Source organism: Kitasatospora sp. NPDC051164, from assembly GCF_044455625.1.
Lineage (GTDB): Bacteria > Actinomycetota > Actinomycetes > Streptomycetales > Streptomycetaceae > Kitasatospora.
The window spans coordinates 244,341-267,762 of record NZ_JBITFB010000006.1; the positions used below are offsets into that span (position 1 = coordinate 244,341).

10 protein-coding genes are annotated in these 23,422 nt (G+C 73.7%); 8 read left to right on the forward strand and 2 right to left on the reverse strand.

The window, feature by feature from the left end; all coding sequences use genetic code 11:
• Positions 1-248: 248 nt before the first annotated feature.
• The 8 genes from ACIBEC_RS11650 to ACIBEC_RS11685 all read left to right on the forward strand — a co-directional run bounded on the left by ACIBEC_RS11650 (position 249) and on the right by ACIBEC_RS11685 (position 19,840).
• Complete coding sequence (locus ACIBEC_RS11650) at positions 249-1,490, forward strand: cytochrome P450 (protein ID WP_360490916.1); 1,242 nt, start codon at positions 249-251, stop codon at positions 1,488-1,490.
• Positions 1,491-1,581: 91 nt separating this feature from the next.
• On the forward strand, positions 1,582-14,463 hold the full coding sequence (locus tag ACIBEC_RS11655) for an amino acid adenylation domain-containing protein (protein ID WP_360490913.1): 12,882 nt from the start codon (positions 1,582-1,584) through the stop codon (positions 14,461-14,463).
• Positions 14,460-14,693, forward strand: coding sequence for an MbtH family protein (locus tag ACIBEC_RS11660; RefSeq protein ID WP_360490910.1), 234 nt, complete (start codon positions 14,460-14,462; stop codon positions 14,691-14,693). Before ACIBEC_RS11655 ends, ACIBEC_RS11660 begins: the two co-directional genes overlap by 4 nt.
• Entirely contained in the window at positions 14,690-15,754 is a 1,065-nt protein-coding gene (hppD, locus tag ACIBEC_RS11665) for a 4-hydroxyphenylpyruvate dioxygenase (protein WP_360490907.1), read from the forward strand. The genes ACIBEC_RS11660 and hppD overlap by 4 nt, the downstream gene beginning before the upstream one ends.
• A gap of 8 nt (positions 15,755-15,762) precedes the next feature.
• A complete protein-coding gene (locus tag ACIBEC_RS11670) occupies positions 15,763-16,866 on the forward strand; it encodes an alpha-hydroxy acid oxidase (protein WP_360490904.1) in 1,104 nt (367 codons plus the stop codon).
• A gap of 139 nt (positions 16,867-17,005) precedes the next feature.
• Positions 17,006-18,304, forward strand: a complete 1,299-nt coding sequence (locus ACIBEC_RS11675; protein ID WP_360491553.1) for a PLP-dependent aminotransferase family protein — start codon at positions 17,006-17,008, stop codon at positions 18,302-18,304.
• Between the two features lie 61 nt (positions 18,305-18,365).
• The gene (locus tag ACIBEC_RS11680; RefSeq protein WP_360490901.1) at positions 18,366-19,187 is read left to right on the forward strand and encodes an ABC transporter ATP-binding protein; all 822 of its coding nucleotides are present in this window, start codon (positions 18,366-18,368) and stop codon (positions 19,185-19,187) included.
• On the forward strand, positions 19,184-19,840 hold the full coding sequence (locus tag ACIBEC_RS11685) for a hypothetical protein (protein WP_360490898.1): 657 nt from the start codon (positions 19,184-19,186) through the stop codon (positions 19,838-19,840). Before ACIBEC_RS11680 ends, ACIBEC_RS11685 begins: the two co-directional genes overlap by 4 nt.
• Positions 19,841-19,922: 82 nt before the next feature.
• Here the strand turns inward: ACIBEC_RS11685 and ACIBEC_RS11690 are convergent, their stop codons facing one another.
• Positions 19,923-21,284, reverse strand: a complete 1,362-nt coding sequence (locus ACIBEC_RS11690) for an MFS transporter (RefSeq protein ID WP_360490895.1) — start codon at positions 21,282-21,284, stop codon at positions 19,923-19,925.
• A 259-nt stretch (positions 21,285-21,543) separates the two neighbouring features.
• The gene (locus ACIBEC_RS11695) at positions 21,544-23,193 is read right to left on the reverse strand and encodes a CocE/NonD family hydrolase (RefSeq protein ID WP_360490892.1); all 1,650 of its coding nucleotides are present in this window, start codon (positions 23,191-23,193) and stop codon (positions 21,544-21,546) included.
• Between the last annotated feature and the right edge of the window lie 229 nt (positions 23,194-23,422).

A 23,422-nucleotide genomic window follows, 5' to 3' on the forward strand; every position in this document is an offset into this window, starting at 1 on the left:
AGACGACCCGTACCGACGCGCGGTCCTGACGTACCGTCGAAGATCACTCTTGACACTGCCGAGACAGGCTACCTAGGCTCCAGTTCCGTTGGCGTCAATTCGGGCTGCCCCTTCCGGTACTCGAATTCGACGATTCAGGGCGGTACGGGGGTCCGTCTGAGTGGCCAGGCAAGCACGGCAGCCGGCCACTTTCAGCTCCTTTCGTCGCCGGCCCTCGTTAACCATTTCCTGCTCGCGGGGGCTATCTCATGACCGATCTCGCAGCTTTGACGAGCCTTTCCTACGACCAGCGCACCAAGGCGTTCCTGGAGTACCTGGACCGCGGTCGCGCCGCCGGCCCGGTGGCCAAGAGCTACCAGCCGGGTGTGTGGGAGGTGTTCGGCTACGACGAGGCACTCCAGGTGCTCGGCGACCACCGGACCTTCTCCAGTGACATGAACGACATGATCCCCGAGGACGAGCGGGAGCTGGCCAGCGCCGCCCAGGGCAACTTCCTCGGCGTCGACCCGCCCCACCACACCCGGATGCGTGAACTGGTGCGGCGCGCGTTCACGCCCAACGTCATCGCGAGTCTCGAACCGATCATCATCGAGACCGCGAACGAACTGCTGGACCAGGTCGAGCTGTCGGCCGACGGCACCGGCACCTTCGACGTGGTGGCCGAGTACGCCGCCCCGCTGACCGCCCGGGTGATCGCCAAGCTCTTCGGCATCCCCGAGAAGGACCACGGGATGTTCACGGTCTGGGCGGACGCCCTGCTCGGCGCCAGGCCGGCCGGTGAGCTCGGCCGGGCCGACGAGTCCGCGGTGCGCGAACTGGGCGAGCTCGTCCGCTTCGCCTCCGCCTACCTCCTCGAGATCATCCACCAGCGCCGCGCCGAGCCCCAGGACGACCTGATCAGCGCCCTGGCGCAGGCGGAGGTCGACGGACGCTCCCTGGACGACCACGAAATCGTCGGCGTCATCGGCATGTTCGTGATCGCCGGACACCTGCCGTCCTCCGTGCTCGTCGGCAGCACCGTGATGAGTCTGGACAGCCACCCCGACGTCCTCGCCGAGGTCCGCTCCGACGTGGACCTCCTGCCCAAGGTCGTCGAGGAGGTGCTGCGCTGGCGCCCGCCGCTGGTGCGGGACCAGCGGGTGACGGCGTGTGAGACGGAGCTCGGCGGGGAGCGCATCCCGGCCGGCGCGGTGGTGTGCGTGTGGCTGCTCTCCGCCCAGCGCGACGCCGCCCACTTCGGCCGGGCCGAGGAGTTCGACATCCACCGGCCGAACCAAGGCCGGCACGTCGCCTTCGGCAAGGGCATCCACTACTGCCTGGGCGCGCCGCTGGCCCGCATGGAGGCGCGTATCGCGCTCACCGCCCTGCTGCAGCGCTTCGAGCAGATCGAGGTGCTGCCGGAGTCCGGCATCCAGTTCCACCCCTCGATCGGCGTCCTCGGCCCGGTCCGGCTGCCCGTCGCCGTGCGCCGCGCCACCCAGGCCGGCTGACCTCGCCGGGCCCGGGCCGTGTCCGGCCCCGGGCCCGGCGACCTCCGCACCGCTCTGTGCTCCACCCTGCCGTCCTCAACGAGGGATCCCCATGGCGAATGACCGTCCCGCCCGCCCGCACCCGCTCAGCCCCGCGTATGTGATCTACACATCCGGCTCGACCGGACTGCCCAAGGGCACGGTGATCCCGGGCGAGAACCTCGTCAACCTGCTGACGGACTTCCAGCAGCGGCTGGACTTCGGCCCCGACGACCGCATGCTCGCGGTCACCACCTTCGGCTTCGACATCGCCAACTTGGAACTGCTGCTGCCGCTGCTGTCCGGCGGCGAACTGGTCCTCGCGGGGCAGGACGGCGCGCACGACCCGCAGACGCTCAAGCAGCTGATCACCGACGCCGGAGTGACGGCCGTCCAGGCCACGCCCACACTGTGGCGCAGCATGCTGGACCACGGCCCGGACGGCCTGGCGGGGCTGAAGGTGCTGGTCGGCGGCGAGGCGCTGCCCGAGGGCCTGGCCCGGGAGCTGGGCGAGGCGGCCGCCGAGGTCACCAACGTCTACGGCCCGACCGAGACCACCATCTGGTCGACGGCGGCCACCGTCGACCCCGGAACTCCCGGCCGTCCGCCGATCGGACGCCCGCTCGCGAACACCCGCACCTACGTGCTCGACCGCGCGCTGCGCCCCGCGCCCACCGACGCCACCGGCGAGCTGTTCATCGCGGGCGCCGGCGTGGCCCGCGGGTACCTGAACCGGCCCGGGCTGACCGCCGAACGCTTCGTGGCCGACCCCTTCGGCCCGCCCGGATCCCGGATGTACCGCACCGGGGACCTGGTCCGCCGGCGCGACGACGGCAGCCTGGAGTACCTCGGCCGGACCGACGGCCAGGTCAAGGTCCGGGGCTTCCGGATCGAGCTCGGCGAGGTCGAACACGCGCTCACCGACCACCCCGAGGTGGCCCAGGCCGCCGTCGTGGTCCGGGACCTCGGCTCCGGCGGGCCGGTCCTGACCGGCTACGCCGTGCCCGTCCCCGGCACCGCCCCGGACCCGGCCGTGCTGCGCGACCACCTCGCCCGCCGGCTGCCCGGCCACATGGTCCCCACCGTCCTGACCGTCCTCGACGCGCTGCCGCTGACCCCCAACGGCAAGCTGGACCGCAAGGCTCTGCCGGCCCCCGACCTCGGCCCGGCCGGGCCCGGACGCCGGCCGCGCACCCCGCAGGAGGAGATCCTCTGCGAGCTGTTCGCCGAGGTCCTCGAAGTTTCCCGGGTGGGACTGGACGACGACTTCTTCCAGCTCGGCGGCCACTCCCTGCTCGCCACCCGCCTGGTGAACGCCCTGCGCTCGCGACTGCGCGTGGAGATCCCGGTGCGCACCCTCTTCGAGGCGCCCACCGTCGCCGCCCTCGCCGCGCGGATCGACGGCTCGGCCGGCGCGCGCACGCCCCTCGCCCCCGCGGCACGACCCGCGCGGATCCCGCTGTCCTTCGGGCAGCGCCGGCTCTGGTTCATCAACCGGCTGGCGGACGACGGCTCCGCGTACCACATGCAGAGCGTGCTGCGGCTGCGCGGCGAACTCGACCGCACGGCGCTCGCGGCGGCCCTCGCCGATGTCGCCGCGCGCCACGAGGCCCTGCGCACCGTCTTCCCCGAGGTCGACGGCGAGCCCCACCAGCTCGTCCTCGACCCGCAGGAGGGTCGCCCCGTCCTGACCGTGACGGAGAGCGGCGAGGCGGACCTGCCCGGCCGGCTGCGCGCCGCCGCGGCCGAGGCCTTCGACCTCACCCGCGAAGCCCCCCTGCGCGCCCACCTGTTCGCGCTCTCGCCGACCGAGCACGTGCTGCTGCTCGTCCAGCACCACATCGCCGCCGACGGCTGGTCCCTGACCGTGCTCGCCCGTGACCTCGCCGCGGCCTACCGGGGCAGGAGCCGTGGCCAGGAGCCCGGCTGGCGTCCGCTCCCGGTCCAGTACGCGGACTACACCCTGTGGCAGCGCGAGGTCCTCGGCCGACCCGACGACCCGGCGAGCGTCCTCACGGCGCAGACCGGCTACTGGCAGGACGCGCTGCGCGCACTGCCCGAGCAGACCGTGCTGCCCACGGACCGGCCGCGCCCGCGCGAGGCCGGCTTCCACGGCGAGACGGTCGCCCTCAGCCTGGACGCCGAACTCCACCGGCAGCTGCTCGACCTCGCCCACCGGCACAACGCCAGCCTCTTCATGGTGCTGCAGGCCGCGCTGGCCGCCCTGTGCACCCGGCTCGGCGCGGGCACCGACATCCCGATCGGCTCGCCCATCTCGGGGCGGACGGACGCCGCCCTCGAGGACCTGATCGGCTTCTTCGTCAACACCCTGGTGCTGCGCACCCGTACCTCGGGCGACCCCCGCTTCACCGAACTGCTGACGGCGGTCCGGGACAACGCCCTGGCCGCCTACGCCCACCAGGATCTTCCCTTCGAGCGCCTGGTCGAGATCCTCAAGCCGGAGCGCTCGCTGTCCCAGCACCCGCTCTTCCAGGTCTTCCTCGCGCTTCAGAACACCCCCGACGCCGACCTCCGCTTCGCCGACCTGGACGTGACCCTGGCCGAGGAGCCGCTGCCGTCGGCCAAGTTCGACCTGGCGTTCAACCTCTCCGAGCGCTTCCGCGAGGGCCGGCTGGCGGACGGCGTCCAGGGCACCGTCGAGTACCGCACCGACATCTTCGACCGTGCCACCGTCGAAACCGTCGTCGAGCGGCTGACCCGCTTCCTCCGGGCCGTCGCGGCCGACCCGCGCCGGCGGATCGGAGCCGTGGAGATCCTCGGCGAGGACGAACGCCGTCGGCTGCTCGCCGGTACCCCCGCGCAGGTCACCGGCGCCGAGGAGGTACTGCACGTCCGGTTCTCCCGCACGGCCGCGGAGCACCCCGACGGGATCGCCCTGCGCGCCGGGGACCGGGAGCTGACGTACCGGGACGTGGACCGGCGGGCCGACGCGTTGGCCCGCTCACTGAGGGCTCAGGGCGTCGGACCGGAGAGCCGGGTCGCCGTCTTCCTGGAGCGCTCCCCGGAACTGGTCGTGTCGATGCTCGCCGTCTGGAAGGCCGGCGGGGTCTGCGTCCCGCTGCACGAGGCGTACCCGGCGGAGCGGCTCGAATACGTCATGGCGGACACCGCGGCGTCCGTGCTGCTGACCGACCGGGCCATGCTCGCCCGGGAGTTCCGGCACGAGGCGCGGGTCGTCGTGGTGGAGGCCGGCCGGGTGCCGGCGGATGTCGCCGCGACCGGCCCCGACCTGCCGGTCGTCCACCCGGACCAGCTCGCCACCATCATGTACACCTCCGGCTCCACCGGTCTGCCCAAGGGCGTGGCCGTCGCGCACCGGGACGTGGTGGCCCTCGCCGACGACCCGTGCTGGGACTCCGGCAACCACGAGCGCGTGCTCATGCACGCCCCGTACGCCTTCGACATCAGCGACTACGAGCTGTGGGTGCCGCTGCTGGCCGGGAACGAGGTGGTGCTCGCCCCGCCCGGACCGCTGGACACCGCCGCCATCGCCCGGCTGATCGCGGACGAGAAGATCACCGCCGTGCACTTCACCGCCGGGCTCCTGCGGGTCGTGGCCGAGGACGCGCCCGAGTGCCTGGCCACCGTCCGCGAGGTGCTCACCGGTGGCGACGTCGTCTCGCCGATCGCGGTCCAGCGCGTCCTGGAGCACGCGCCCGGAGCGGTCGTGCGCCAGCTGTACGGGCCCACCGAGATGACGCTGTGCGCCACCCACCACGAGTTGCGGTCGCCGTACACCGCCGACGTCCGGGTGCCGCTCGGGCGGCCGCTGGCCGGCACCCGGGTCTACGTGCTGGACGAGTGGCTGCGGCCGGTCCCGCCGGGAGTGACCGGCGAGGTCTGGCTGGCCGGGACCGGTCTCGCCCGCGGCTACCTCAACCGGGCCGGCCTGACCGCCGAGCGGTTCGTCGCCGATCCCTTCGGGGCGCCCGGAAGCCGGATGTACCGGACCGGCGACCTCGCGCGCTGGAACGGCAGCCGGCAGCTGGAGTTCATGGGCCGCGGCGACGACCAGGTCAAGATCCGCGGCTTCCGGGTGGAGCCCGGAGAGGTCGCCGCGGTGCTGGCGGACCACCCCGAGGTCTCCGAGGCCGAGGTGCTGGCACGCACCGACCACCGCGGCGAACGGCAACTGGTCGCCTACGTCGTCGCCGGCGGCCTGCGGCCCGCCGAACAGGAGGCCGGGGCGGTCCAGCACGTCGCCGAGTGGCGGCAGATCTACGACGGCATGTACGACGGCGCCCGCTCCGCCGCCTTCGGCTCGGACTTCTCCGGCTGGGAGAGCAGCTACGACGGCCGGCCGATCCCGCTGGACGAGATGGACGAGTGGCGCCGCTCCACCGTCGAGCGGATCCGCGAACTGCGCCCGCGACACGTGCTGGAGGTCGGGGTGGGCAGCGGCCTGATCCTGTCCCAGCTGTACGACGAGTGCGAGTCGTACTGGGCCACCGACTTCTCCGAGCAGGCGATCCGCACGCTCCGCGCCCACCTGGGAGCCCACCCCACCGTACGGTTGAGCACCCAGACCGCCGACGACCTCACCGGCCTGCCCGCCGGGCACTTCGACACGATCATCATCAACTCGGTGGTTCAGTACTTCCCCGACGCCGACTACCTGCGGCGCGTGCTGACCGCACTCACCACCCTGCTCGCCCCCGGCGGTTCGCTGTTCGTGGGCGACGTGCGGAACCTGGACCTGCTGCACACCTTCCACACCGGCGTCGAACTGGTGCGCGCCGACGACGCCGAGGACGCCTCCGAACTCCGGCGCCGGGCCCGGCGCCGGGCGGAGCGCGAGAAGGAACTCCTGGTGGCGCCCGGCTACTTCCACAGGTTCGCCCGGGCCACCGACGGCCTCGCCGGCGCCGATGTCCGCGTCAAGCGCGGCCACGCCCACAACGAACTGACCCGCTACCGCTACGACGTCGTGCTGCACGCCGCCGTGGACGCGCCGGTGCCGCCGGTCGAGGCGACCACCCTGCGCTGGACGCAGGACGTCACCGACCTGGCGGACCTCCAGGCCCACCTCGCGCAGCACCGGCCGGCGAGCCTGCGGGTGACCGGCGTGCCGGACGGCCGTACCGGGCCGGAGACGGCGGCCGCCGCCGCCCTGGACGCGGGCGAGCCGCTCGCCCGGGTGCGGGCCCGGCTCGCGCAGGCCGTCGGAGTCGACCCCGCGCTGCTGTACGAGCTGGGCGACCGGCTCGGCTACCGGACGGCCGTCACCTGGTCGCCGTCCGGCCGCGGCGGCCTGCTCGACGTGCTCTTCGCCGACGCCTCCGGGCCCACCGGCCCGGTCCTGCCGACCGGATGGGCCGAGCCCGCCACCGAGGACGAGACGGCCCGCGACACCAACGCGCCGCTGCTGTTCCAGCAGGCCGGGCGGCTCGCCAAGGCCCTCCGGGCGCACGTCGGCACCCGGCTGCCGGCGTACATGGTTCCGGCGGCGTTCATGGTGCTGGAACGCCTTCCGGTCACCGCGAACGGCAAGCTCGACCGTGCGGCCCTCCCGGAACCCGACCGGGAGGTGCAGGCCGGTTCGGGCGCGCCGCGCTCGCCGCGCGAGGAGACGCTCTGCGCGCTGTTCGCCGACGTGCTCGGGCTGCCCGAGGCGGGCATCGAGGACGACTTCTTCCAGCTCGGCGGGCACTCGCTGCTGGCCATCCGGCTGGTCAACGCGATCCGTTCCGCGTTCGGCGCCGAACTGGACGTGCGGACCGTGTTCGAGGCCCCCACCGTCGCGGCGCTCGCCGAGCGGCTCGACCGGGCCGCCCCGGCGCAGGCCCCGCTGGTCCCGATGGACCGGCCGGACCCGCTGCCGGTGTCGTTCGCCCAGCGCCGGCTGTGGTTCCTGCACCGGCTGGAGGAACACGGCGGCGCCTACAACATTCCGATCGCGCTGCGGCTGTCCGGCCCCGTGCGGGAGCGCGAACTGCGCCTGGCCCTGCACGATCTGGTGGTGCGACACGAGTCGCTGCGCACGGTCTTCGCCGAGGTGGACGGCGAACCGGTGCAGCGGATCCTGGACCCGGCGCAGGCGCGGCCCGACCTCGCCGTGGTGGACACCGACGCCGACGCGCTCGAACGGTCGCTGCCGGCCGAGGCCGCCCGCGGCCACGACCTCGGCGCCGAACTCCCGTTGCGCGCGACGCTCTTCCGACTGACGCCCACCGATCACGTGCTGCTCGTGGTGCTGCACCACATCGCCGGCGACGGCTGGTCGATGGACCCGCTGGCCCACGACCTCGGCACCGCCTACGCGGCGCGCCTGGCCGACCGGGCACCGGAGTTCCCGCCGCTGCCCGTCCAGTACGCCGACTACGCGCTGTGGCAGCGTGCCGTGCTCGGCAGCGAGCAGGACCCGGACAGCCGGATCAGCGGCCAGATCGCCTACTGGCGCGACAGGCTGGCCGGGCTGCCGGAGGGCCTGGAGCTGCCGACCGACCGGCCGCGGCCGCCCGAGTTCAGCTACCGGGGCGCGGAGGTCGCCTTCCGGCTGCCGGCCGAACTGCACGCGGACCTGCTCGGCCTGGCCCGCGAGCACGGCGCCACCCTCTTCATGGTCCTGCACGCCGCCCTCGCGGCGCTGCTGACCAGGCTGGGAGCCGGCACCGACCTGCCGATCGGCACCCCGGTCGCCGGGCGCGCCGACGCCTCGCTGGAGCGGCTCGTCGGTTTCTTCGTCAACACCCTGGTCCTGCGCACCGACACCGGCGGCAACCCGGCCTTCGGCGACCTGCTCCGGCAGGTGGCCGCGGACGACCTGGAGGCCTACGCCCACCAGGACGTCCCGTTCGAGCGGTTGGTCGAGGTGCTGGCGCCGCCGCGGTCCTTGGCGCGGCACCCGCTGTTCCAGGTGATGCTGGCGCTGCAGCCCGGCGGCGACGACGCGGTGACCCTGCCGGGGCTCGACGTCACCGGGCAGCGGATCCCCCAGCGGACGGCCAAGTTCGACCTCGACGTCCAGTTGCGCGAGACCCGCTCACCGGCGGGCGAACCGGCCGGTGTCGAGGGCACCCTGGGCTACTGCGCGGACCTGTTCGACGCGGCGAGCGCTGCCGCGCTGGCCGACCGGCTGATCCGGTTCCTGAGCGCGGTGGCCGGCGACCCGGCCCTGCCGATCGGGGACGTCGACATCCTGACGCCCCAGGAGCGGCCCCGGGCCGCCGACGCGCAGCCGTCCGGCCCGGCGCACTTCGACCCGGTGCCGCTGCGCTTCGCGGCGCAGGCCCGGCGCACGCCCGCGGCGCCCGCGGTCAGCTCTGCGGGCCGCACCCTGTCCTACGCCGAACTCGACGCCGAAGCCGACCGCCTGGCCCGGCTCCTGGTCGCCGGCGGCGCCGGTCCGGAGCGCGTGATCGCCGTGGCGCTGCCGCGCTCGGAGCGGATGCTGGTCGCGGTGCTCGCGGTGCTGAAGTCCGGCGCGGCGTACCTTCCGGTGGACCGTGCCCAGCCGGCCGAGCGGATCGCCTTCGCCTGCGCCGACGCCCGGCCGATCCTGATGATCACCGAGGGCGAGCCGGTGCCGGGGATGCCCGAGCCGTCCGTGCTGCCCCGGGTCCGGCTGGACGACCCCGCGGTCCTGGCCGCCCTCGCCGACACCCCCGCCGACGCGCTCTCCGCCGACGCCGACGCCCGCTCCGCCGAGGAGCGGTGCGCGGCGATCGCGGCGGACTCGCCCGCGTACGTCATCTACACTTCCGGCTCCACCGGGCGGCCCAAGGGCGTCGTGGTTCCGCACGGCAGCATGGCCCGGCTGCTGGACTGGGCGGCGGACCGCTTCGGGGCCGAGGGACTGGCGGACGTCCTGGCCGCCACCTCGCTCTCCTTCGACGTCTCGGTGTTCGAGCTGTTCGCGCCACTGCTGACCGGTGGTCACGTCGAGATCGTGCGCGACCTGCTGGAACTGGCCGAACGGCCCTGGTCGGGCAGCCTGGTCAGCGGCGTGCCGTCGGTGTTCGCCGCGCTGCTCGCCGGTGGCGAGGTCGCCTTCTCCGCCCGGACCCTGGTGATGGCCGGCGAGGCACTGCCGGAGCACCTGGTCCGGGAGGTGCGCCGCCTGCTGCCCGGCACGCGGCTGGCCAACATCTACGGCCCGACCGAGGCCACCGTCTACGCGACCGCCTGGTACTCGGAGGACGAGGAGGCCACCGGCGAGGAGACCGCCGCGCCGCCGATCGGCCGGCCCCTGCCGCACGTGCGCGCCCACGTCCTGGACGAGCGGCTGCGACCGGTCCCCACCGGGGTCCGCGGCGAGCTGTACCTGGCGGGCCCGGGTCTGGCCCGCGGCTACCTCCGCCGTCCCGCGCTGACCTCCGAGCGCTTCGTCGCCGACCCCTTCGGCGGGCCGGGCGCCCGGATGTACCGCACCGGTGACCTGGTGCGCCGCCGCCCGGACGGCGCCCTGGACTACCTCGGCCGCACCGACGACCAGGTCAAGGTGCGCGGCTTCCGGATCGAACTCGGCGAGATCGAGAACGTCCTGACCCGCCACCCGGCGGTGACCGCCGCCGCGGTCAGCGCCGTGGCCGACCCGGCCGGCGAACGGCGCCTGGTGGCCCACGTGGCCGTGCGCCCGGGCAGCGGGGCGACCGGCGCGGAACTCGCCGCGCACGCCGCCGCCGCGCTGCCGGAGTACATGGTGCCGACGGCGTTCGTCGTGCTGGACGCGCTGCCGACGAACGCCAACGGCAAGCTCGACCGCAACGCCCTCCCGGCCCCGGACCTCACCGCCCGCGCCGCCGGCGGCCGGGCGCGCGACCCGCGCGAGGAGCTGATGGGCGAGCTGTTCGCCCAGGTGCTCGCGGTGCCCTCGGTCGGCCCGGACGACGGCTTCTTCGCGCTCGGCGGGCACAGCCTGCTGGCCACCCGGCTCGGCAACGCCGTCCGCTCCGCGTTCGGGGTCGAACTCCCGCTGCGCGCCGTCTTCGAGACGCCGACCCCGGCCGGCCTGGTGGCTCGGCTGGACACCGCGGACAGCGCCCGCCCGGCGCTCGTCCCCGCCGACCGCCCCGCGGTGATCCCGCTGTCCTACGCCCAGCAGCGGCTGTGGTTCCTCAACCGGCTCGACGGCGGCTCGGGGGCGTACAACATCCCGCTGGCCCTGCGGCTGTCCGGGGAGCTCGACCCGGCGGCGCTGGACGCCGCACTGCGGGACGTGGTGGAACGGCACGAGGCCCTGCGCACCGTCTTCCCGGACCACGACGGCGACCCGCACCAGCGGATCCTCGCCGCCGAGGACGGCCCGGTCGCCCTCGTCACGGTGCCGGTCACCGACGCGGAGCTGCCTGCCGGGCTGACCGCCGCGACCCGCGCCGGCTTCGACCTCGCCGTCGAACCGCCGCTGCGCACGACGCTGTTCCGGCTCTCGCCGACCGAGCACGTCCTGCTCCTGGTGCTGCACCACATCGCCGGCGACGGCTCCTCGTACGCCCCGCTCGCCCGCGACCTCACCACCGCCTACCGGGACCGCTCGGTGGGCCGGGCCCCGCAGTGGGAGCCGCTGGCGGTCCAGTACGCGGACTACACGCTCTGGCAGCGGGACCTGCTCGGCACCGAGGACGACCCGGACAGCGCCATCGCCCGGCAGCTCGCCCACTGGCGGAACGCCCTGGCGGACCTGCCGGAGGAGCTGACGCTGCCCGCCGACCGTCCGCGCCCCACGGTGCCCGGCCACCGGGGCGGCCACGTGCCGCTCGACCTGGACGCGCGGCTGCACCGGAAGCTGACCGAGCTGTCCCGGCGCGAGGGCGTCACCACCTTCATGGTCTTCCAGGCCGCGCTCGCGGCGCTGCTCACCCGGCTCGGCGCCGGGACGGACATCCCGATCGGCAGCCCGCTGGCGGGCCGCGGCGACCAGGCGCTCGACCAGCTGGTGGGCTTCTTCGCCAACACCGTGGTGCTGCGCACCGACACCTCCGGCGATCCGGACTTCGTCACGCTGCTGCACCGGGTCCGCACCACCGCGCTGGCCGCCTACGCCCACCAGGACGTGCCGTTCGAGCGGCTGGTCGAGGTGCTGAGCCCGACCCGCTCGGTGTCCCGGCACCCGCTCTTCCAGGTCCTGCTGGTGCTGCAGAACACCGAGCCGCCGCGGTTCGACCTGGACGGCCTGACGATCACCCAGCCGGAGGTGGACCCCGGCACTGCCAGGTTCGACCTGGACGTCTCCCTCGGCGAGAGCCACACGCCGGAGGGCCTGGCGGCCGGCGTGCGGGGCAGCATCCGGTACAACGCGGACCTGTTCGACGAGGCCACCGTGACCGCGCTGGCCGGCCGCCTGGTGGCCCTGCTGGCCGCCGTTGCGGACGACCCGCGGGCGCCGATCGGCTCCCTGGACGTGCTGCTGCCGCCCGAGCGGCTCGACCTCGAGCGGTGGTCCGCCGCTCCGGAGCCCCCGGTCCCCGCGCGGACGATGCCGGAGCTGTTCCAGGGGCAGGTGGCGCGCACGCCGGACCGTACGGCGCTGCGCTCCGGCGACGACACCCTGTCGTACGCGGAGTTGAACCACCGGGCCAACCGGCTGGCGCACCACCTCCGTTCGCTCGGGGTGGGCCCGGAGAGCACCGTGGCGCTGCTGCTGCCGCGCTCGCCCGAGCAGGTGACCGCCGTGCTGGCCGTGCTCAAGGCGGGCGGTGCCTTCCTGCCGGTGGACCCGGACTACCCGGCCGAGCGGATCCGGCACATGCTGGCCGACGCCCGGCCGTCCCGGGTGCTCGCCCTGCGCTCGACGGCCGACCGGCTGCCGGAGCCGGCCGCCGCGCTGGTGCTCGACGACCCGCTCACCGCGCGGACGCTCGACGCGGCACCGGACACCGACCCGGCCGACCCGGACCGCACCACCGCGCTGCTGACCACCCATCCGGCGTACGTCATCCACACCTCGGGCTCCACCGGCCGCCCGAACGGGGTGGTGGTGACCCATGAGGGCATCGCCAACCTGGCGGCTCGGCAGATCGACCGGTTCCGGGTCACCGCGGCGGACCGGGTGCTGCAGTTCGCCTCGCCGAGCTTCGATGCGGCCTTCTCCGAACTGTGCATGGCGCTGCTGTCCGGTGCCGAACTGGTGCTGGCCACCAGGGAGGAACTGATGCCGGGCCGCCCGCTGGCCGAGCTGATCGCCCGGCACCGCATCACCCACGTGACCCTGCCGCCGGTGGCGCTGTCGGTCCTGCCGCCGGACGGGCTGGCGACGGTCCGCACCCTGGCCGTGGCCGGCGACGCGATGCCCGCCGACGCGGTGCGCCGCTGGGGCTCCGGACGGCGCCTGATCAACGCGTACGGGCCGACCGAGACGACCGTGTGCGCCACCATGAGCGAGCCGCTGACCGGCCAGGACCGCCCGTCGATCGGCCGTCCCATCGGCGGCGCCGGCGTGCGGGTCCTCGACGATCGGCTGCGGCCCGTGCCGCCGGGAGTCGCCGGGGAGCTGTACGTGAGCGGTCCCGGCCTGGCCCGCGGCTACCTCGGCCGGCCCGGGCTGACCGCGCAGCGGTTCCTGCCCGATCCGTTCGGCCCGCCGGGCTCGCGGATGTACCGCACCGGTGACCTGGTCCGATGGGACCGCGAGGGCCGCCTGCACTTCCTCGGCCGCGCCGACCACCAGCTCTCGGTGCGCGGGTTCCGGGTGGAGCCGGGCGAGATCGAGGCTGCGCTGCTCGACCATCCGGCCGTCGCCCAGGCCGTGCTGACCGTCCGCGAGGACGGCCGGGGCGAGCCGCGGCTGATCGGCTACGCCGTACCGCACGGTGACGCGCCGGACCCGGCCGCACTGCGCACGCACGCGGCCGAACTGTTGCCCGCCCACATGGTCCCGGCCGCGGTGATCGTCCTGCCGGCCCTTCCGGTCACGCCGAACGGCAAGCTGGACCGGGCCGCGCTGCCGGAGCCGGACTTCTCCGGACAGCCGGACCGCGCCGCACGCAGCCCCCGCGAAGCCGTCCTGCGCGAGCTCTTCGCGGAGGTCCTCGGCGCCCCCGACCTCGGGGTCCACGACAGCTTCTTCGACGCCGGCGGCCACTCCATGCTGGCCGCCCGGCTGATCGACCGGGTCCACACCGCGCTGGGCCTCGACCTCGGCCTGCGGCTGCTGTTCGAGTCCCCGTCGGTCGCGGAGCTGGCGGCCGCCCTGGACGCTGCCGCGGACGGGTCCCGGCGCGGCGACGACTGGGACGTCCTGCTGCCGCTGCGGCCGGACGGCGCGGGCGCCCCGGTGTTCTGCGTCCATCCGGCGGCCGGCCTCGGCTGGTCCTTCGCCGGACTCGCCCGGTACCTGGACGCCGGGCACCCGCTGTACGCGCTGCAGTCGCCGGGGCTGGACGGCGGCCCGGACCACCTCCCGGCGACGGTGGCCGACACGGCGGCGGCGTACGTCGCCGAGATCCGCCGGGTCGCTCCGCAGGGTCCGTACCACCTGCTCGGCTGGTCGGCGGGCGGTCTGATCGCCCACGAGATGGCCGTGCAGCTCCAGGCGGCCGGCGAACAGGTGGGTCTGCTCGCGGTGCTGGACGGCTACCCGCTGGCCGACCGGGCCCCGGTCGCCGCCCCGTCGCCCGAGGAGGTCGCCGAGGCGGTACAGCGGGAGACCGCCGGCCTGCAGCTCGACGACCGGGTCCGGGACAACCTGGCGGCCGTGTACCTGGGCGTCGCCCGGGCCGCCCAGGCGTTCACCCCGGGCGTCTTCCACGGGGAGCTGTTGCACTTCGCCGCGACGCAGGACCGGGATCAGGGCCGAGGTCAGGACGGGGATCAGGACCGACTCGAGGCGAAGCTCTGGGAGCCGCACCTCGACGGCCCGCTGCGACGGCACGAAGTCGCCTGCGGGCACGAGGAGATGACCCGGCCGCAGGCCCTCCGCGTGATCGGCCCGGCACTCGCGGACCGGCTCCGGGAACTCACCGCATCCGCACACCACACAGGGGGAACCAACCGATGACCAATCCCTTCGAGGACGACGACGCCACCTACCTCGTGCTGCGCAACGCCGAGGGCCAGTACTCGCTGTGGCCCGCGTTCGCCGACGTGCCGGCCGGCTGGGAGGCTGTCCACGGCGAGGCCGACCGCCAGTCCTGCATCGACCACGTGAACGAGCACTGGACCGACATGCGTCCCGACAGCCTGATCGCGGCGATGGACGCCGCCGCGAGTGGGAGCGCCGCGCTGTGAACACCGACCGCAGCCACTTCGAGAACCTGACTGTCGATCACATCCGGTTCTGCGTCGACGACCTGGACGCCCGGACCGCCGAGTTCGTCCGGGGCTACGGGCTGACCGTCACGGACGAGCCGGATCCGACCGGTGCGGAGCACACCGCCGTCCTCGCCCGGGGCGACATCCGCCTGGTGCTCAGCCGGCCGCCGCACGACGAGCATCCGGACGCCGTCTACACCCGGCGCCACGGCGACGGCGTCGCGGACATCGCGCTGGGCACCGCGGACGCCGCCGGCGCCTTCGCCGAGGCGGTTCGCCGCGGCGCCCGTCCGCTCGCCGAGCCGGTGGAGAAGGGCGGGGTCGTCACCGCGTCCGTGGCCGGATTCGGCGACGTGGCCCACACCTTCGTCCAGCGGCCCGCGGCCCGGCCGGCCGCCGACGTGGCGGCGAGGACCGACGCGGCGGCGAGGACCGACGCGGCGGTGACCGACACCGGCCTGCGGTACGTGGACCACTTCGCCGTGTGCGTGGAGGCCGGCGAACTCGACGCCACGGTGGAGTTCTACGAGCGGGTCCTGGACTTCCGGATGATCTTCGAGGAGCGGATGGTCATCGGCGCCCAGGCCATGAACTCCAAGGTGGTGCAGAGCGGTTCCGGCCTGGTCACGCTGACCGTCATCGAGCCGGACACCACCCGCGACCCGGGACAGATCGACGGGTTCCTCAAGAACCACGGCGGCGCCGGCGTCCAGCACGTCGCCTTCGCCACCGACGACATCATGCGCACCGTCACGACGATGCGCTCGGCCGGCGTCGAGTTCCTCGACACCCCCGACGCGTACTACGGCAAGCTGCCCGAGCGGCTGGCGCTGTCCCGCCACTCCTCCGAGCAGCTCGGCAGTCTGCGCATCCTGGCCGACGAGGACCACGCCGGACAGCTGTTCCAGATCTTCACCCGCTCCACGCACCGGCACCAGACGCTGTTCTTCGAGGTCATCGAACGAGCCGGGGCCACCACGTTCGGCAGCGGCAACATCCGCGCGCTGTACGAGGCCGTGGCAGCGGAGGACGAATGAGGAGCGGCATGCAGGATCCGGCCGCCACGGCGCCGCCCGGCCTGGCCGGCCTGCGGAGCGCGGCGCACGCCGCCACGGCGCCCGAGGTGTGGGACTTCGTCGAGGGCGGCAGCGGCTGGGAGACGACGCTGTCCGCGAACCGGGCCGCCTTCGACGCGGTGACGCTGGTGCACCGGGTGATGACCGACACGGCCTCCGCCGACTGCGGCGGCCGGCTGCTGGGCACCGACGCCGCCATGCCGCTGCTCGTGGCGCCGATGGCCTACCAGCGCCTGCTGCACCCCGACGGCGAACTCGCCACCGCCCGGGCGGCCCACGCCGCCGGGGTGCCGTTCATCCTCAGCACCCTCAGCAGCTACCCGATCGAGGCGGTCGTCGAGACCGGCGCCGACGTGTGGTTCCAGCTGTACTGGCTGCGCGAGCGCCAGGCACGCGAGGCGCTGGTCGACCGGGCGGAGCAACTCGGTTGCCGGGCCCTCGTGGTGACCGTGGACGTGCCGGTCATGGGCCGGCGATGGCGGGACGTGACCAACGGGTTCACGCTGCCCCCGCACGTCCGGGCCGCGCTGCTCGAGCCCGGACTCGACGACCTGGCGCACCGCCCGGCGTCCGGGGTGTCCGCGGTGGCCGCACACACCCGCGCGCTCTTCGGCGTCCCGACCCTGGCGGAGCTGGAACAGCTGCGCCGGCGGACGGAACTGCCCCTCGTGGTCAAGGGCATCCTGGACCCGCAGGACGCCCGACGGGCGGTGGAGTGCGGCGCGGACGCCGTGGTGGTGTCCAATCACGGCGGGCGCCAACTCGACGGCGCCGTACCGAGCATCGCCCAGCTGCCCGCGGTGGTCGAGGCGGTCGGCGGGCAGTGCGAGGTCCTGCTGGACAGCGGGGTGCGCACCGGCACGGACGTCCTGCGCGCGTTGGCACTCGGGGCGGCCGGGGTGCTGCTGGGCAGGCCCGTCCTGTGGGGCCTGGCCGCCGACGGTGAGAAGGGAGTCTCCGAGGTGCTGTCCGTCCTGCACGACGAGCTGCGCGAGGGCATGCTGCTCGCCGGCTGCGCCGACCTGGCCGCCGCGGCCGCTCTGCACGCCCGCAGGTGGGTGCCCGGTGACTGACGACCGCCGCGCACCGGAAGCCGCCGGCCCGCAAGCCTCCGCCCCGGACCTCGCCGCCCTGGACGTCGCCGACCTGGACGTCGCCGACCTGGACCTCGCCGACCTGCACGCCTCACTGGAGGACCCGGCGCTCGCCTCCATGACCTTCCTCAACGAGGTCACCGCGCGCTACCCGAACGCCCTGTCCTTCGCGCCGGGCCGGCCGACGGAGACCCATTTCGACGTCCGGGCGGTCCACCGCCACCTGGAGCGGTTCTGCGACCACCTGTCGACGGACCTCGGCTACGGCCCGGCCGAGGTGAGCCGCACGCTGTGCCAGTACGGACGGACCAGCGGCATCGTGCACCACCTCATCGCACGCCACCTCGAGGTGGACGAGGGGATGCACGTCGATCCCGAGTCGATCGTCGTCACCGTCGGCTGCCAGGAGGCGATGTTCCTGGCCCTGCGCAGTCTGCGCCGGGACGAGCGCGACGTCGTCCTGGCCGTGGCACCGACCTACGTGGGCCTGACCGGCGCGGCACGACTGGTCGACATGCCGGTGGTGCCGGTGGCGAGCGGTACCACCGGCATCGACCTCGCGGACCTGGCCGTAACGCTGCGCCAGGCCCGCGAGCGCGGACTGCGCCCCCGCGCCTGCTACATCGTGCCGGACTTCGCGAACCCGTCCGGGCTGCGCCTGGACCTCGGGACCCGCCGCGAACTGCTCGACCTGGCCGCCCGCGAAGGGGTCCTCCTACTGGAGGACAACCCGTACGGAATGTTCCACGACGGCTCCGGGCGCCTGCCCACGCTGAAGGCGCTCGACACCGACCGGACGGTGATCTACCTCGGATCGTTCGCGAAGACCGTCCTCCCCGGCGCCAGGGTCGGCTACCTGGTGGCCGACCAGCGGGTGCGCGACGGGCGCGGGCAGGTCGGCGGATTCGCCGAGCAGCTCTCGCGGATCAAGAGCATGGTCACCGTCAACACCTCGCCGATCTCGCAGGCCGTCATCGGCGGCGCCCTGCTGGAGAACGACTTCAGCCTGGCCCGGGCGACCTCCGGCGAACAGGAGATCTACCGACGCAATCTGGCGCACGTCCTGCGCGGCCTGGAAGCACGGTTCCAGCGGTGCCCGGACGTTTCCTGGAACACCCCGCACGGCGGTTTCTTCGTCGTCGTCAATGTGCCGTTCACCGCCGACGACGAATTGCTCGAAAGGTCCGGTCAGGAGTTCGGCGTGCTCTGGACTCCGATGTCGCATTTCTACGACGGAAAGGACGGCAAGAACCAGCTCCGGCTGTCCTGTAGTTCACTCTCCGGCGAACAATTGGAAGAAGGGTTGAACAGGCTTGCGACCCTTTTTGCCGACCTCGGTGTGCGTCATGTTGACAGGGACACCGCCTCGATGCCTGACTGTAGTAGCGTGAGCGCGGAGATCACAGTCGGGAGTTGAGTTGTTACACTGCAAAGCTGTCTGCAAACGCTACGGTGCAGGACGGTGGATCCTCAGCGATGTGGACATGAAGGTCTCCGCCGGCGACGCCGTCGCAGTGGTGGGCACCAACGGTTCCGGGAAGTCGACCCTGCTGAAGATCCTGGTCGGACTCTCCCAGCCCACGTCCGGCACGGTCTCGGGCCGACCGCCGACCGTCGGCTACGTACCGGACCGCTTCACGGCGCACGAACGCATCTCGGCGATCTCCTACCTCACCCACATGGGCCGCATCCGAGGCATGTCCACCGCCGCCGCCCGCGCCCGCGGAGGCGAACTGCTGGAGCGGCTCGCCCTCGTCGGCGGCCCGACCGCGTCGCTGCGCACGCTCTCCAAGGGCAACGCGCAGAAGGTCGCGCTGGCCCAGGCCCTGCTCGTCCGGCCCGACCTGCTCGTCCTCGACGAGCCCTGGTCGGGCCTGGACGCCTCGGCCCACGGCGTCCTGGGCGAGTTCATCGACGAGGTGGCCGGCCAAGGCGGCGCGGTGGTCTTCACCGACCACCGCGAGGCGATCACCGGGACGCACGCCACCGGCGCCTACGCCATCACCGACGGCCGGGTCACCTGGCGCGGCGGTGTGCACGCCGAGGGCCCCGCCCCGATGGTCGAACTGGTCCTGACCGTGCCGGCCACCGGCGCCGTCCCGGCCCAGCCGGACTGGTACGCGCTCCCGGGCGTGGTCGACGCCGCCCGCCGGGGCCAGGGCATCACCCTGCGGGTGACCCGCGAGCACTCGGACACCGTACTGCTGACGGCACTGCAGCACCGCTGGTCGGTGGAAGCGGTGGCCAGGGCCGCGCACGACCACGGCTCCCGTACCGACGCCAGGAGTGTCGCCCTGTGATCCCCCTGGTCCGCTACATGTTCACGGTGCTGCTGCTCTCCCAGCGCTACCTCGCGCCGCTGCTCCTGTTCATCGGCCTGGCCGCCGTGCTGACCAGCAGTGACACCGGCCCGCTCGCCGCCACCTACTCCGCGGTGGCCGGGGCCATGCTGCTGTGCTCCACCTGGCTCACCATGGCGCTGATCGGCCTGGAGGACCCGCCGCACCGCGCGATCGTCGTCGTCAGCGCGGGCAGCCATCGCAGGGTCCTGCTCGGCTCGGTCGCGACCGCCGCCGCCTGGTGCCTGCTGCTGACAGTGGGCGGCCTGGCGCTGCCGCTGCTGTTCGGCACCCACACCGTCCGCTTCGCCGATCTGGTCCTCGGCACGGAGGCCCAGCTGATCTGCGCCTTCACCGGCATGGCCATCGGGCTGGTCTGCTCACGGCTGGTGTTCCGGCGGCAGGGCTACGCGCTCGTCGTCGCCCTGGTGCTGCTGCTGGCCGTCATGCTCGGCAAGGGCGTGTCGCCGGTCAACATCATGCTGACCGACCTCCAGCACACGACGAACTCGGCGGACGCCCTGGGCTCCACGGGTGTGCTGGTCGCCGCGGCCGCGGTGCTGCTCGTGGCGGGAACGGCCGTCACCCACGCGATCACCGTCAAGAAGAGCTGAGCCGAGAAGAATCCTGAAGGGACGTCCCGCGCGGGTGCGGGACGTCCCTTCGTTCGCTCACTCGCTCACGCTGCCGACCTGCTCACGCTGCCGACTCGCTCGCGACACCGGGGATCTCCCGCACCGAGCGCAGTTCGGAGCGGAGCAGCACGACCGTCGCGGCCGCCGACGCCAGCCCGGTCAGCACGAGCGCCCATCCGGTGCCGGCCTTCGGGCCCAGGGCGCCGCCCAGGACATCGGTGGCCACCCCGCCCAGCAGGGCTCCGAGCGGCATCGCGCAGAAGTTGATGGTCCGTGACGTCGCGTGCACCCGGCCGAGCAGATCCGGCCTGATCACCGACTGCCGCAAGGTGGTGATCGTGGCGTTCCACACCGGCACCCACACCGAGGCCGCCGCGCCGACCACCACCAGGGTCGGCACAGCCGGCAGCCACAGGGCCAGCGGGGCGGCGGCCCACACGGCTCCGGAGGCGCAGGCGGCGGCGAGGGTCGTCCCGAGGCCGAAGCGGGCCAGCAGCCGGTCCGCCATCCACGCGCCGCCGACCCCGCCGAGGCCCACCAGGGTGAAGAGCACCCCGACCGTCCCGGGCGGGAGCCCGAGGGTCCGGTAGGCGAAGAGCAGCGACACCGTCGAGGCGGCCGCGTTGCCCAGGTTCCGCAGCACGGCGGCCACCGTCGCGGGGCGCAGCAGCGGGTGCTGCCACAGGGCCGCGACGCCCTCCTTCATCTCGGCGAACATCGAAGCCCCCGGCTGCCGTGGCGGCGCCGGGGGCTCCGGGGTGCGAAGGCTCATGAGCGTCAGGATCGGGAGGACGAAGGTGGCGGCGACCACCGCCAGCGCCGTCGTACCGGAGAGGTACTGGCCGAGCAGGCCACCCAGGGCGGGCGCGCCGAGCATGGCGAGGGAGGTGGACACCTCCAGCCTGGCGTTCGCCCGCGGCAGCATCTCCCTCGGCAGCAGGGTCGGCAGGTGCGACTGGTTGGCGACGTCGTAGAGGACGCCGAACGAACCGGCGGCGAGCGCCGCCACGCACAGTTCCGCCATGCCCAGCACCCCGGCGGCGGCGGCCAGGGGGATCGCGGCGAGCGCCAGCATCGTGCCCGCGGTCGACCACATCATGGCCGGCCTGCGCCGCCGCCGGTCCATCACGACACCGGCGAAGAGCGCCAGCACCGGATAGGGAGCAGTGCCGACGGCATTCAGCAGGCCGACGCCGAGATCGGACGCGTGGAACAGGACGATGGCGGTGGTCGGAAAGACAAAGATCGCCACCTGGTGGCCCATGACGCTCACGGTCTGGCCGAGCCAGTACGCGCGGAAATCACGGCGGGCCGAAAGGTTTGTCCGTTCGGTGGAAAGGTTCGGATCGCCGGCCGCCACGCGATCCGCGAGGGCGTCGTTATCCGCCCTTTCCGCCCTTTCCGTCCTTTGCGGGCTGGTCATTTTCCCTCCCCGTTCCGGTCGGTGTCCACCGACACGTCCGGAAAATTCAAACACGCGACATCGGAAACGTCGACCGGGTCCTGGAAATGCGGGATAAACCCGGTGAACCCGATTCGGAAGACGATTCGGCCCGGGTGCGGGACGAACGAGGCTCCCCGGCGGTCGAGTGAGCGGTCTGACGTCTCAACTGTTCCGCCGGGGAGCCTCGTTGGTCACCCGTCCGGCCGTACGCGCTCGTCGAGTGGGCGGTGTCGGGCGATCAGCGCACCGGCAGCGTCAGCTCGGCCGGGTCGGCCGCGGTCGAGCCGAAGGTCACCTGGGAGCCGAGCGGGGTCTCCCCGCCGTACAGGGCGTCCCGGGTGCCCAGCACCAGGGCCAGGCGGTGGCCGGCCGGCACGTCGTACGCCGTGGCGAAGAGCGGGACGTCCAGCGGGAACGGCTGCCCGGGCGTCCGTCCGGACCAGCTCTGCGGCGCGTGTGAGACCAGCCGGCCGATGCCGAGCGCGTCCACGTCGTAGAGGTAGGCGACGACCGTGCCCTGCGGCGTCGACGCGGTGACCGTGCCGTGTACCCGGGCGACGCCGCGCAGCGACAGGCCCTGCGGGTAGGGCTGCGAGGTCCGGACGACGGCGGCCGAGCGGGCCAGCAGCGGGACGACCACGGTCGGCGGCTGGTGCACCGTCTGGTCGACCAGCCCGGACAGCAGGGCGACGCCGCCGCTCGCGCCGGAGGGGGTGCCGCCGAGCACGGTGCTCTGCCACGTGACGGAGGCCGGATCGCCGTGGGCGTCGGCGCCGAGGGTGTCGGCGCCGACCGCGAGGTGCTCGGTGCGGGAGCTGACGGACCGCCAGTCGGCGTGGCTCTCGGCCACGCCGGAGGGGCGGACGTCGAGCCGGACCGGCTGCGTGCGGGTGCCGGGGGCTCCCTTGACGTACTGGTCGAGCCACGAACGCGCGCTGTCCCAGGTGGCGTTGGACAGTCCGAGCAGTCCGGTGAACTCCTGGCTCGCGTGGTCGCCGGGGCGCAGTTCGAGGCGCTTGGGCACGGTCAGCCGCTGGTAGAAGTCGGTGACCTGGCTGGGGTTGAAGAAGCTGTCGCCCCAGGCGTTGGCCATCAGGACGGCGGTGCCGTTCGCGTTGATCCGGTCCAGGTAGCGCGCGGGGGAGCGGATGTCCGCCCAGTCGATGACCTGGGGCAGGTCGCGGTCGGCGAAGAGGTCGTCCAGCACCCGCGCGAACTCGGGGCTCTTGCGGCCGGTCGGAGCCTGGATGCCGGCGAGCACGGCCGCCGCTTGCAGGTGCCGGGTCTGCCCGCTGTAGAGCGAGTCGGTGAGGTCGCCCCAGCCGCTGAGCGAGGCGACGGCCTTGATCCGCGGATCGAAGGCGGCGCCGAGCAGGGTCAGGCCGCCGCCCAGCGAGAGCCCCACCATGCCGACCCGGTCCGGGTCGGCCGGGGTGTGTGCGAGCGCCCAGTCGATCACCGTGGAGATGTCCGCGACGTCCTTGGGCCCGGCGACGTCGACCTCCCCGCCGGAGCCCCAGAAGCCCCGCACCGTGTAGGTGACGACGACGTACCCTTCGGCGGCGAGCGCACGGCCCTGGGCGACGTACTCCAGGTCGTTCTGCCCCCAGCTGGCCGGCTGCACCACCAGCGGGTAGCGCCCCTGGGGATCGGCCCACGGCGTCCCGGGGGCCGGGGTGAACACGTCGGCCTTGAGGACGACGCCGTCCTTCGCCGGGATGTCGGCCAGCCGGAACGACCCGACGCCCACCGCGGCCCCGGACGGCGCCTCCGCGACGACGGGCTGTGCGACGGCGGGCTGTGCGACGGCGGCCCCGCCGAGGGCGAGCGTCGCCGCGAGGACGGTGCTCGCCGTCCGGCGTCCTCGGCTGGGGGTGGGTCGTTCCATGACGTGCTCCATCTGTGCTCGTACTGCTTGACTGCCGGAGCGTAGCCAGCTGAAGAAGCCCCAGGGGAGATGATGATCAGCCAAATTACCGGCCAGTAACACCGGCGATGCCCGGACGGTCCGGGAGAGCCGAGAGCCACGACATTCCCCTCACATGCCGGCTCCGGGGCCGCCCGGCTGGCGGCCGGGAAGCGAGGCGGGACGATGGAGTGAACCCCATCCATCAGGT

Excerpts from the sequence above, each read along its gene's own strand:
- ACIBEC_RS11650 (WP_360490916.1), top strand. The coding sequence starts at position 249 with ATGACCGATCTCGCAGCTTTGACGAGCCTTTCCTACGACCAGCGCACC.
- ACIBEC_RS11655 (WP_360490913.1), top strand. The coding sequence starts at position 1,582 with ATGGCGAATGACCGTCCCGCCCGCCCGCACCCGCTCAGCCCCGCGTAT.
- ACIBEC_RS11660 (WP_360490910.1), top strand. The coding sequence starts at position 14,460 with ATGACCAATCCCTTCGAGGACGACGACGCCACCTACCTCGTGCTGCGC.
- ACIBEC_RS11670 (WP_360490904.1), top strand. The coding sequence starts at position 15,763 with ATGCAGGATCCGGCCGCCACGGCGCCGCCCGGCCTGGCCGGCCTGCGG.
- ACIBEC_RS11675 (WP_360491553.1), top strand. The coding sequence starts at position 17,006 with ATGACCTTCCTCAACGAGGTCACCGCGCGCTACCCGAACGCCCTGTCC.
- ACIBEC_RS11690 (WP_360490895.1), bottom strand. The coding sequence starts at position 21,284 with ATGACCAGCCCGCAAAGGACGGAAAGGGCGGAAAGGGCGGATAACGAC.
- ACIBEC_RS11695 (WP_360490892.1), bottom strand. The coding sequence starts at position 23,193 with ATGGAACGACCCACCCCCAGCCGAGGACGCCGGACGGCGAGCACCGTC.